The 12,093-nt window shown below is 64.7% G+C and carries 11 protein-coding genes; all 11 read right to left on the bottom strand.

The genetic code is table 11. The annotated features are described in order from the left end of the window. Positions 1-6: 6 nt before the first annotated feature. The 11 genes from DJ029_RS03780 to DJ029_RS03730 all read right to left on the bottom strand — a co-directional run bounded on the left by DJ029_RS03780 (position 7) and on the right by DJ029_RS03730 (position 12,089). On the bottom strand, positions 7-837 hold the full coding sequence (locus DJ029_RS03780) for a carbohydrate ABC transporter permease (RefSeq protein ID WP_112320974.1): 831 nt from the start codon (positions 835-837) through the stop codon (positions 7-9). A 13-nt stretch (positions 838-850) separates the two neighbouring features. Beyond that, positions 851-1,717 (bottom strand): carbohydrate ABC transporter permease, encoded by an 867-nt coding sequence (locus DJ029_RS03775; protein ID WP_112320973.1) that lies wholly within the window; start codon positions 1,715-1,717, stop codon positions 851-853. A 117-nt stretch (positions 1,718-1,834) separates the two neighbouring features. Beyond that, positions 1,835-3,139, bottom strand: coding sequence for an ABC transporter substrate-binding protein (locus DJ029_RS03770; protein ID WP_112320972.1), 1,305 nt, complete (start codon positions 3,137-3,139; stop codon positions 1,835-1,837). A gap of 100 nt (positions 3,140-3,239) precedes the next feature. Beyond that, positions 3,240-4,271, bottom strand: a complete 1,032-nt coding sequence (locus DJ029_RS03765; protein ID WP_198671036.1) for a LacI family DNA-binding transcriptional regulator — start codon at positions 4,269-4,271, stop codon at positions 3,240-3,242. 146 nt (positions 4,272-4,417) lie between these two features. Continuing rightward, positions 4,418-5,113 (bottom strand): urea ABC transporter ATP-binding subunit UrtE, encoded by a 696-nt coding sequence (gene urtE / locus DJ029_RS03760; RefSeq protein ID WP_198671061.1) that lies wholly within the window; start codon positions 5,111-5,113, stop codon positions 4,418-4,420. Position 5,114: 1 nt separating this feature from the next. Beyond that, positions 5,115-5,855: an urea ABC transporter ATP-binding protein UrtD gene (urtD, locus tag DJ029_RS03755; RefSeq protein ID WP_112320970.1), complete on the bottom strand. Its 741-nt coding sequence runs from the start codon at positions 5,853-5,855 to the stop codon at positions 5,115-5,117. Further along, positions 5,852-7,123 (bottom strand): urea ABC transporter permease subunit UrtC, encoded by a 1,272-nt coding sequence (urtC, locus tag DJ029_RS03750; protein WP_112320969.1) that lies wholly within the window; start codon positions 7,121-7,123, stop codon positions 5,852-5,854. Before urtC ends, urtD begins: the two co-directional genes overlap by 4 nt. 3 nt (positions 7,124-7,126) lie before the next feature. Continuing rightward, positions 7,127-9,091 (bottom strand): urea ABC transporter permease subunit UrtB, encoded by a 1,965-nt coding sequence (gene urtB / locus DJ029_RS03745; RefSeq protein WP_112320968.1) that lies wholly within the window; start codon positions 9,089-9,091, stop codon positions 7,127-7,129. 56 nt (positions 9,092-9,147) lie between these two features. Further along, entirely contained in the window at positions 9,148-10,434 is a 1,287-nt protein-coding gene (urtA, locus tag DJ029_RS03740; protein WP_112320967.1) for an urea ABC transporter substrate-binding protein, read from the bottom strand. A 289-nt stretch (positions 10,435-10,723) separates the two neighbouring features. Then, positions 10,724-11,104, bottom strand: a complete 381-nt coding sequence (locus DJ029_RS03735) for a hypothetical protein (protein WP_157966251.1) — start codon at positions 11,102-11,104, stop codon at positions 10,724-10,726. A 67-nt stretch (positions 11,105-11,171) separates the two neighbouring features. Continuing rightward, positions 11,172-12,089: an SMP-30/gluconolactonase/LRE family protein gene (locus DJ029_RS03730; RefSeq protein WP_232822951.1), complete on the bottom strand. Its 918-nt coding sequence runs from the start codon at positions 12,087-12,089 to the stop codon at positions 11,172-11,174. Between the last annotated feature and the right edge of the window lie 4 nt (positions 12,090-12,093).

Below are 12,093 nucleotides of genomic sequence, written 5' to 3'. Positions count from 1 at the left end.
CCTTCCTTATTTGACCGCGCCGAAGGTGAGGCCGCGCACGAGTTGCTTCTGGCTGAACCAGCCGAGGATGAGGATCGGCGCGATGGCCATGGTGGAGGCGGCCGAGAGCTTGGCGTAGAACAGGCCCTCGGGGCTGGAGTAGCTGGCGATGAAGGCCGTCAGCGGGGCGGCCTTGGCAGCCGTCAGGTTCAGGGTCCAGAACGCTTCGTTCCAGGCCAGGATGAAGTTCAGCAGCAGGGTGGAGGCGATCCCCGGCACCGCCATGGGCGTGAGGACGTAGAGGATCTCCTCCCTCAATCCGGCGCCGTCCATCCGCGCGGCTTCCAGGATCTCGCCCGGGATTTCGCGGAAGTAGGTGTAGAGCATCCAGACGATGATCGGCAGGTTGATCAGCATCAGCACCACGGTCAGCCCGACGCGGGTGTCCAAAAGCCCCAATTCGATGAACAGCAGGTAGATGGGGTAGAGCACGCCCACCGCGGGCAGCATCTTGGTGGACAGCATCCACAGCAGGATGTCCTTTGTGCGACGTGATGGCACGAAGGCCATGGACCAGGCGGCAGGCACCGCGATGATCACGCCAAGGATTGTGGAGCCCCCGGCGATGATGATCGAGTTCCACAGGAACTGCATGTAGTTCGAGCGTTCCTGCACCACCGAGTAATTCTCCAGCGTCCAGTCGAAGAACAGGAACACCGGGGGATCGGCTATGGCGGTCGCCTCGGTCTTGAAGCTGGTCAGGATGGTCCAGAGGATCGGGAAGAAGATCAACAGCCCGATGGTCCAGGCCAGCGCGGTGTTGATCATCTTGCGTTTCTGCGTGACGGCGCGTGCCATGTCTAAGCCCTCCTCAGGCGTCCAGGTTCTTGCCGACGATGCGCATCAGGAAGATGGCAACGATATTCGCAAGGATCACGGCGTAGATGCCACCGGCCGAGCCGAGCCCGACGTTCTGGCTTTCCAGCACCCGCTGGTAGATCAGGTAGGTCAGCGTGCGGGTCCCGAAGCTACCCTGCGTGGTGACGAAGATCTCGGCGAAGATCGCCAGCAGGAAGATGGTCTGGATCAGCACCACGATGGTGATCGCGCGCGCCAGGTGCGGCAGGATGATGAAGCCGAAGCGCGACAGCGGTGGCGCGCCGTCCATTTCCGCCGCTTCCAGCTGTTCGCTGTCCAGCGACTGGATCGCGGTCAGCAGGATCAGCGTGGCGAACGGCAGCCATTGCCAGGACACGATGATGACGATGGAGGTCAGCGACGCCTGGCTGAGCCATTCGATCGGCGCGGCCCCGAAGAATTTCCATAGATGCGCGAAAAGTCCGTTCACCGGGTCCATGAACATGTTCTTCCAGACCAGCGCGGACACGGTCGGCATGACGAAGAAGGGCGCGATCACCAGGATGCGCACGATCCCCTGGCCCCACATCGGCTGGTCCAGCAGCAGCGCCAGCAGCACGCCGAAGGCGACGGTGATCACCAGCACGCTACCGACAATAATCAGCGTGGCCTGCACGCTAGGCCAGAAGGCGGTGGAGGTGACGAAGCGGACGTAGTTTTCAAACCCCACCCAGCCCTGGTCGCCGCCGCGCATCGGCAGGTAGCGCTTGAACGAGAAATACAGCGTCATGGTGAGGGGGACGAGCATCCAGCCCAGAAGCAGGATCACGGCCGGGGCCATCATCAGGCGGGCGGCGGAACGGGAATGCTTGGTCGCCATGATATCTCTCCTCGCGGTGTGATGATCCGCGGCCCGCGCGCGGGCCTCACAGGGATGTCAGCAGGGTCGAAGTACGGGGGGCAGCGCAGGTGCCGCCCCCCGCCAGGGAGGATGCGGTCAGTAACCCGCCGCTTCCATTTCCTCGGCTACCAGGGACTGGGCCTTCTCAAGCGCCTCGTCGACGGACTGCTGGCCCGCAACCATGGCAGAGAATTCCTGCCCCGCAGAGGTGCCGATGCCGGCCCATTCGGGGATCGCGACATACTGGATGCCGACATAGGGCACCGGGTCGACCGTCGGGTTCGACGGATCCGCCGCGTTGATGGACTGCAGCGTCATGGCAGCGAAGGGCACCTTCTGGTATTCCGGGTTCTCGTAGAGCGAGGTCCGGCTGCCCGGCGGGACGTTGGCCCAGCCTTCGTTTTCCGCCACCAGCGCCAGGTAGTCCTTGGAGGTCGCCCACTCGATGAAGGCTTTCGCCTCGTCCGTAGCGTCGGAACCGGCCGGAACCGCCAGCGCCCAGGCCCAGAGCCAATTGGCGCGCTTGCCCTTGCCGGTATCCGGCGCGAGCGCGAAGCCGACCTTGTCAGCCACGGTGGAGTCGTTGGGGTTGGTCACGAAGGACGCGGCCACGGTGGCATCGATCCACATGCCGCATTTGCCCTGCTGGAACAGCGCGAGGTTCTCGTTGAAGCCGTTGGTCGATGCGCCCGGAGGGCCGGCATCCGCGAGCAGGTCGTTGTAGAAGGTGACCGCTTCTTTCCACGCGGGCGTGTCGAGCTGCGGCTTCCAGTCCTCATCGAACCAGCGCGCGCCGAAGGAGTTGGCGACCGTGGTAATGAAGGCCATGTTCTCGCCCCAGCCGGCCTTGCCGCGCAGGCAGATGCCGTAGATCTCGTTGTCCTTGTCGGTCATGGCGCGGGCCGCTTCGCCGATGAACTCCCAGGTCGGGGCCTCGGGCATTTCAAGGCCGGCGGCTTCCATCAGGTCGGTGCGATACATGACCATGGAGCTTTCGCCGTAGAAGGGCGCGGCATAGAGCGTGCCGTCATGGGACAGGCCCGCGCGCATGGCGGGCAGGATGTCCTCGGCGTCGTAATCCTCGCCGAGGTCGTCGAGCGGCACCAGCCAGCCGTTCTTGGCCCAGATCGGCGTTTCATACATGCCGATGGTCATCACGTCGAACTGGCCACCGCCGGTGGCGATGTCCTGGGTCACACGCTGGCGCAGAACGTTTTCTTCCAGCGTCACCCACTCGACCGCGATGTCGGGGTGTTTCGACGTGAAGTCGTCGGTCAGACCCTGCATCCGGATCATGTCACCGTTGTTCACGGTGGCGATCGTGATGGTGGTCTGGGCGTTGGCGGCGGCTGCAACGAAGGCAAGCGCGCTCGCCGTACAAAGTACGGTTCTCAGGTGCATCCGAATTCCTCCCTTGATTCTTGGATTACCTGGGGGAAAGGATGTCGTTTACGTTAACGCGCGTCAACTAATTTTTTACGCGCGTTAACTTTAAGGAGTGTCAGGCAGAGGCGCGCAGGATAAGCCGGGCCGGAAAAAGCTTTTCCTTCCGCGACTTGAAGGCGTTCCGGTCCTCCATCAGGGTAAAGAGCATTTCGACGCTGCGGCTCGAAACCACCTCGTAGTCATGGGCCACCGTGGTCAGCGACGGGCAGGTATAGCGCGAGAAGGGGTGATCGTCGTGCGAGGCGACACGCAGCTCGCAATCGTCGCCACGCCCCACCTTGATGCCATGCTCGTAGGCGGCGGCCAGGAAGCCGATCGCAAGCCGGTCGTTGCTGCACAGCACGGTGTCGCCGGGCAGGCTTTTGTCCCGGAATACCTGTTTCGCGCCCTGGTAGCCGATTTCCTCGAAGGCCCAGCCCTCACCCTCGATCTGGATGATCTGCGGCGGGAAACCCAGTTGCTCCATCACCTCGATATAGGCTTTGCGGCGCTTGTTCGCGTTGGGGTTCGCGGGGTTGCGCATCTCGAAGAAGCAGGGCGGCGTGCCCGAGCGGGTCAGGTATTGCACGCTTTGCGAGACGAAACTGTGGTTGTCCGACCCGACGAAAGCATCGCCCACCCCCTCGATATTGCTGTCGAACAGCACCGTGGGAACATCCTTGCAGAACTTTTCGATCCCCGCCTTGTCAGAGGCCCGCCCGAGCGGCGCCAGCATCACCCCCGCCGGTTTCAGTGAGCGCAGGCTGTCCAGGATCTCAAGTTCGAGCATCGGGTCGCCGTGGCTGGAAAACAGCGTCGGCCAGAACCCGGCGGCCAGGCAGCGCCGCTCGATATTGCGGGCGATCTCGGCGAAGAACGGGTCGGCGAGGTAGGGAACGACGATGCCGACGTTCTTGGTCAGTTGCCGGTTCTGGTTCACGGCGAAGATGTTGGGCCGGTAGTCGAAACGCTCCAACGCCTCCTCGATCCGGCCCCGGGTAGTGGCGCGCACGCTGGTAGGGTCGTTGAAGTACTTCGACAGCGTTGGGCGCGAGATACCGCTGACGGAAGCGAACTGCTCCATGTTCCGGATCTTGTTCATGCCCATTTTCCCTCCTCGCGCGACGCGGTATTCTGAAGTCTGTCGGGGGCGGTGCGGACCCCGGGACAGACGGCGCAATTCTTTTCGCGCGTAAAGTTCCGAAATTACATTATGGAAATTTTTATCGGGTGGTCAATATGGCCGACGCACGGTCAGACCGAGACGGCCTGCATCAGTCGCCCCTTGTCCAGCGCCCCCGCCCGACCGCTGAGCTTTTCCGCCCCGCGCTCCAGCACCAGGAAGGAGTCGCCCAGTGCGTGGGCGAACTCGAAATACTGCTCGACCAGCACGATCGCCATGTCGCCGCGCGATTTCAGCAGGCGGATGACGTCCCCGATCTGCTTGATGATGTTGGGCTGGATGCCTTCGGTCGGCTCGTCCAGCAACAACAGGTTCGGCTCGGTTACCAGCGCGCGGGCGATAGCGAGTTGCTGCTGCTGCCCCCCAGACAGGTCCCCGCCCCGGCGTTTCAGGAAGTCGCGCAGGATGGGGAACAGCTCGAACACGTCGTCGGGAATGCGGCGGCGATCGCGCGGCAGGCAGGCGAAGCCGGTTTCCAGGTTCTCCTCGACGGTGAGGAAGGGGAAGATCTCGCGCCCCTGGGGGACGTAGGCGACGCCCCGTTGCGCCAGCGCGTGGGCGCTGAGCCGCCCGATCCGTTCACCGGCGAGGCGGTAGTCGCCGGTGCTGCGCGGATGGGTCCCGGAAATCGCCTTCAGAAGGCTGGTCTTGCCCACGCCGTTGGTGCCCATGACGCAGGTCACCTCGCCCTTTGCGGCGGTCAGGTCCACGCCGCGCAGGATCTCGCTGCCGCCGTAGTGCAGCGTCAGGCCTTCGATTTCGAGCAGGTTATCGGCCAAGGTACACCTCGATCACTTTTTCGTCCGAGGTCACGTGGTCGATCGACCCCTCGGCCAGGACGGAGCCTTCATGCAGCACGGTCACCTTGCAGTTGAGGCGGCGCACGAATTCCATGTCGTGTTCGATCACCACCACGGCGCGGGTTTTGGCGGCTTCAACCAGCAGCGCGGTCGTATGCTCACGCTCAGCCGCCGTCATACCCGCCGCCGGTTCGTCCACCAGCAGCAGGCGGGGTTCCTGCGCCAGCAGCATGCCGATTTCCAGCCACTGCTTCTGCCCGTGGCTCAACTCGCCCGACTTGCGGTGCAGCGCGGCGTTCAGGCCGATTTCCCCGGCGAGCTGCTCCACCCGCTCACGATCCTCGGCCGAGGCGCGGAATCGCAACACCGCGAGGGGGCCGCGCTTTTTTTTAAGGGCGAGCATCAGGTTCTCGGCCACGGTCTGATCCTCGAACACCGTGGGGCGCTGGAACTTTCGCCCGATGCCGGCCTGCGCGATGCGGCTTTCGGACATGCGCAGAAGGGATTGCGACTTCTCCCCCCAGAGCACCTGGCCCGCGTCGGGGCGGGTCTTGCCGGTGACGATATCCATGAAGGTGGTCTTTCCCGCGCCGTTGGGGCCGATGACGGCGCGCATCTCGCGCTCGGCGATCTGGAACGTCAGGTTGTTGATGGCGCGAAACCCGTCGAACGAGACGGAGACGCCGGACACTTCGAGCAGCGTGCTCATACCTGGGATTCCTTTTCCCGCAAGGCGCCCGGCTCGGGGCCAAGGTCCGCGCCGTGGCGGTCCTGGTGGCGGCGGTCCGCGATCAGGTCGAACAGCCCGCCGATGCCCTTGGGCGCGAACAGGGTGACGGCCACGAAGGACAGGCCGAGCAGCACGGTCCACCAATCCACCCACTGGATGGTGTAAAAGCCAAGCGACACGTCGGGCGCCTGCCCCCCGGTGAACCACGTGGACAGAAGCGAGACGAAGGCCGCCCCGATCACCGCGCCGTAAAGCCGCCCGCGCCCGCCGATGGCGACCCAGACCGCCAGGTAGATCGAGGCGATGGGCGCGATTTCCGCCGGGTTGATGATCCCCGCCTGCGGGTAATAGAGCGCCCCGGCGATGCCCGCGAGGATCGCGGTCAGGGTGAAGATGAACAGCTTGTACCCCTCCACCGGGTAGCCGAGGAAGCGCGCGCGGCTTTCATCGTCACGGATCGCGCGGATGACGGAGCCGAACTTGCCCGACACCACGCGCACGCACAGCAGGTAGCCAAGCCCCAGCGCCAGGGCCGAGGCCCAGAAGAACCACAGCGACACGGTGGATTGCGGCACATCGCCAAGGCCCGGCAGATTCTGCAACCCGGACAGGCCGTTGTTGCCCCTGAGCCCGCTGTCGTTCTGGAACAGGTAGAGCGACAGCGCCAGCGTCATCGCCTGGGTCAGGATCGACAGGTAGACGCCGGTGACGCGACTGCGAAACGCCAGCCAGCCGAAGACCAGCGCCAGCAGCCCCGGCACCAGCACCACGGCGGCCAGTTGCAGCGGCAGCGAATGGGCGAAGGCCCAGATCGGCGGGAATTCCGACGCGCCCACGACGCCGAAGATCTGCGCCGCGATCCCGTCCGAGATTTCCTGCGGCGTGGGCGGCAGGGCGGCGGCGGCCAGGCTTTCCGTCACGATGATCTCGGTCCGGGCGTACATCAGCCACATACCGATGGCGTAACCCCCGAGCCCGAAGAACGCCATGTGCCCAAGGCTGAGGATGCCGCAGTAGCCCCAGACCAGGTCCATCGCCAGCGCGACAAGGCACAGGCACAGCGTCTTGCCCAGCGTCTTTACGAAACTGGTCGAGATGACGCCGATGCCGAACCCTTCCGACAGGACCGTCACGCCCAGTGTGAACAGCGCCAGCAACCCCATGAAGATCAGCACGGAGGCGTTGTCCGCCAGCAGGAAGCGCGGTTTGCGGCCTGCGCGCTGGGTGGAGAGGGTGGTTTCCGCCATGGCTCAGACCTCGGCCGCGCGGCCCTTGAGCGGGATGATCCCGCGCGGCCGGAACTGGATGAAGAAGATGATGAACAGGATCATGTAGGTCTGCGCCGCAAGGGTGTTGGACGGGTTCAGCCACTCGATCCCCTTTTGCAGGAAGCCCACCATCGTGGCCCCCAGCAGCGTGCCCCAGATGTTGCCCACGCCCCCGACCACCACGGTCATGAAGCTTTGCACGATGTAGTCGGCCCCCATTTCCGACGTGACCTTCGCATAAAGCCCGATGGCCACCCCGGCGATCCCCGCGATCCCTGAGCCGAAGCCGAAGGTCAGCATGTTGATCCGGTCCGGGTTGATCCCCATAGAGGCCGCCATGCGCGGGTTCTGCGTCACCGCGCGCACCTCCAGCCCCAGGCGGGTGCGGTTCATCACCAGCAGGAACATCGCCAGGAACAGGATCGCAAGGACAAAGATCGCGATGCGGATGTAGCTGATCGAGACGATGTCGTTGACCACGAGCGAGCCGTCCAGCCACCCCGGCGCGGTCAGCGGGCGGGCCTGCGTGCCAAAGATGTTCTTGGCCAGTTGCTGCAAGGCGATGGATACGCCGAAGGTCGCCAGCAGGGTTTCCAGCGGACGGTGGTAGAGCCAGCGGATCACCAGCCGCTCCATCGCCACGCCGGCGGCGAAGGTCACCGCGAAGGCCAGCGGGATCGCCAGGATGATGGACAGCGTGTAGTCGGGCACGACCTGCTGCACGACGAAGCCGGTATAGGCGCCCATCATGATGAACTCGCCATGGGCCATGTTGATGACGCCCATCACCCCGAAGGTGATGGCCAGCCCGATGGCCGCGAGAAAATAGATCGAGGCGAGCGAGATCCCGTCCAGCGCCAGGTCGAGCGAGCGGTTGAACGCCACCTTGTTCCCGATATCGCCCAGCGCCAGCGCAGCGGCCTGCGCCACGGCGGGCGGCGCGCCGATGTAGCGCGCGAAAAAGACGTGGTCGGCCAGGGCGGCGTTCACCTCACCCTCGGTCGCGACGGGGTCCACTGCGCCGGTTTCCGCCAGCGCGCGATAGGCCAGGTCGCGCGCCGTCTGGGTGCTGAGGGTGGCCACCTCGATACCGGCGACGGCGCCATTCTGGATGTTGGACTCCAGCGCCTGGCGCTGCGCCTCGCCAGAGATGCGCGGCGGGGCAAGCCCGGCGTCCACCAACAGGACATAGGCGTCCCCAGCGCTGAGCCCCTCGCGGTCGGGATAGAGCCGCCCGGCGATGTCGGGGCCGTCGGGCATGGTTTTTGCGGCCTCAAGCCGGGTCGCGACAAGCGGGTTCAGCGCGGCGCGCACATCGACGCCAAGATCCCCCGCGAAACTTTCAATGGCGGCGATACGCTCGGCGTCCTCTTCGGCGAAGCGGATCGTTAGCAGCCGCTCAAGCCGCTCCACCCGCGTCAAGAAATCGGGCGTGCCGTCGCTGCCCTTCACCGCGCGCAACACGGAGAGGTGGGAGGCTTCGGGGTCCCGCTCGATCGCGTCGAGCGCGGTGGCACGCACGGTGGGGTCGGGGTCGATCAACTGGAAGCGCACGAGTGCGGCAGCGATCATGCCGCGAATGCCACTGTTGGGCTTCAACTGGTCATAGGTGTCGTCGGGCACTTCGCCCAGATCTTCGCCGGTGGCGACATCGAAGATGCGCAGCGTGTCGCGGTCCACCTCCTCGGCGAAAACGAACAGGCCGCTTGCCGCGTCGATCCACATCTCTTTCGCCTGCCAGCGTTCCAGCACCGCCTGCGCCTCTGGCATGCCGCTGTCGGCCAGCGCGTCGATGGCCGGGCCGATGCTGCGGCGGGAGCTTTCGGCGATGATCTCGCCATGTTCCTGCAACAGGACCTGGATCGGCGCATCCGCCTGTTGCGCGGCGGCGGGCGCGGACAGCAGGGGCCCGAGCAGGCAGGCAAGCGTCAGCAGGATACGGGTCATGGAAAAACGCCTTTCGGGGGATCGGGGGGCGAAGCGCCGCCCCCCGGCGTGTCAGGTCAGTAGTTCGACTTGATCTGCACGCAGGTCTTGGTCTGGGTGTTGTACATCCCACACTCCAGCTCGGCCCAGTCTGACACCAGCACCGCGGATTCCGGCAGGAAGTCGGTCCAGGCATCGCCGGGGACTTCCTCGGTCTGGCTGATGATATCGAACTGGCCATCCTCGGTGATCTCTCCGATCAGGACCGGCTTGGCGAGGTGGTGGTTCGGCAGCATCACGGCAGTGCCGCCGGTCAGGTTCGGGAATTCCTGCCCGTACATCGCAGTGCGCACGGCATCCACGTCGGTGGTGCCCGCTTCGGTGGCCGCGTTCACCCACATGTTGAAGCCGATGTAATGCGCTTCCATCGGGTCGTTGGTGACGCGATCCTCGCCCATGCGGGCTTTCCAGGCGGCGACCCAGGCTTCGTTCGCCTCGGTATCGGCGGACTGGAAGTAGTTCCAAGCGGCCAGGTGACCGACGAGGTTGGTGGTATCGAGGCCGGAAAGCTCCTCCTCGCCCACCGAGAAGGCGACAACGGGAATGTCATCGGCCGAGATCCCGGCAGCGGCCAGTTCCTTGTAGAAACCGACGTTCGCATCCCCGTTGATGGTGGAGATCACGCCGACCTTCTTGCCATCCGCGCCCAGCGCCACGACGTCGGCGACGATACGGGACCAGTCGGAATGACCGAAGGGGGTGTAGTTGACGAAGATATCCTCTTCCGGGATGCCCTTATCCTTCAGGTATGCCTCAAGGATGTTGTTCGTCGTGCGCGGATAGACGTAGTCCGTGCCGAGCAGGGCGAACTTCTCGACACCCAGTTCCTCAAGAAAGTAGTCGGTCGCGGGAATCGCCTGCTGGTTGGGCGCCGCACCCGTGTAGAAGACGTTCTTCGAGCTTTCCTCGCCCTCGTACTGGACGGGATAGAACAGCAGGCCGTTCAGCTCCTCGATCACGGGCAACACGGACTTGCGGCTGACGCTGGTCCAGTTGCCGAAGATCACGTCGACGTCGTGCACGGTCAGCAGCTCTCGCGCTTTTTCGGCGAACAGCGGCCAGTCGGACGCGGGGTCGACGACCACCGCTTCCAGATCGCAGCCGAGCAGGCCGCCGGCCTCGTTCTGCTGTTCGATCAGCATTTCCATCGTGTCTTTGAGGGTGGTTTCCGAAATCGCCATCGTTCCCGACAGCGAATGGAGGACACCGACCTTGATCGGGCAGGCCACGTCCTGTGCAGCGGCGGGCAGGCTGCCCGCGATCAGCGCGGCGGCGGCAGTCGAAAGAAACAGTTTATGGGGCATTGCAGTACCTCTATGGCGTAGCGCGCAGGTCTTTTGCCAAGGGGCGAACACCCCCGAATACCGCCTACGCAATACAATTGCGGGGTGCGCGGCGGCCGGCCACGGGGCCGGCGCCATCGCACGGTCAGCGGATGCGAACACCCGCGCCCCGACCTTCGTGCAAGCGTCTGCGACAGGGAAAGGCGACACGTGATTATTTTATGCGCTTTTCCGTTATATTGCTTATTTTGCAGTCAGTATTTGCCGTTTACGCCCGCAAATTGGGCGGAAATACCGGGCCGGGCGCCCCCTACCCGCCCAGCAGCAGCCCAGCGCAGGCCGCCTGGTGACTCTGCGCCAGCCGCCGGGCGACGGTGCGGTGCACCGGATCGGGCGCAAAGGCCGCCTGCCCCAGCAACCCGGCATGGGCCGCCTTTGCCGCGACGCGGTGATTGAGCGCCTCCGGCCCGGTGCGGACGGGGTCCAGCGCCTCAAGCATCGACAGGAAGGCAGCGCGGCGTTCTTCATGCTGCTCGGCGGCCGGGTCCTGCATCAGCCATGCGTGCTCCACCTCGGCGGAATACCGGCCCGCGCAGGAGGCGAAGCCTCGGAACACATCGCCCGCCGCCGCCGGGTAAGCCCAGGCGAGCGCCGCAAGACACATGAGGGAAACGGTTTTCACAATGCTCACAAAAGCATCATTTCACCCTTTGTTCCGCTCATCAAGCGCACAATCTGAAAAAGACGCGGGCCGTGTCCTAGGGGCGCTGCGCCCCGCTGACACCCACAAAGACCGCCAACAGGCTGTCGGTCGCCGTGATGAACAAGCGGTTCCGCCGCGGCCCGCCGAAGGTCAGGTTGGACACCATCTTCGGAGTCTTGATCCGGCCTAGCGGATTGCCCGCCGGATCGAACACCCGCAACCCATCCTGGGACGAGGACCAGAGGTTGCCGTCCGTATCGAAGCGGAACCCGTCGGGCACGCCGGGGGCGACCTCGACAAAGACCTCGCCGCCACTCAGGGTGTTGTCGGGCGAGACGTCAAAGACGCGGATGTGATGCGGGTCGTCTGGGTCGTGGCTGAACCCGCTGTCGGCGATGAACAGGCGGGATTCGTCGGGGGAGAACGCCAGCCCGTTGGGTTTGACGAAATCCGTCACCACCGCGTCAAGCTGCCCGCTGGCCGGGTTCAGGCGGAAGACGTTGCAGCCGTCCTGCTCCTGCTCGGCCTTGAACCCCTCGTAGTCGGACAGGATGCCGTAGGGCGGGTCGGTGAACCAGATCGTGCCGTCTGACTTCACCACCACGTCATTGGGGGAGTTCAGCCGCCGCCCCTTGTAAGCGTCGGCCAGCACGGTGATCGTGCCGTCCGGTTCCGTCCGGGTGACGCGCCGCGTGCCGTGTTCGCAGGTGATCAGCCGCCCCTGAAAGTCACGGGTGTTGCCGTTGGCAAAGTTTGAATCGGCCCGGAACAGGCCCACCCCCTGGTCAGGCGTCCAGCGAAGCATGCGATTGTTCGGAATGTCGGACCAGACAAGGAAGCCGCCGTCGTTGAACCAGACCGGGCCTTCGGCCCAGCGGCAACCGTCGTAGAGCACCTCTATGTCGGCGATGGGGACAGTCATGTCGCGAAACCGTCGGTCGTAGTATTCGTATGCGTCGCCCACCAGCGCCATGCTC

This window comes from Oceanibium sediminis, from assembly GCF_003265325.1.
Lineage (GTDB): Bacteria > Pseudomonadota > Alphaproteobacteria > Rhodobacterales > Rhodobacteraceae > Halovulum > Halovulum sediminis.
Note: the sequence above shows the minus strand (reverse complement) of the source record. Positions and strands in the feature narration are given on the sequence as shown.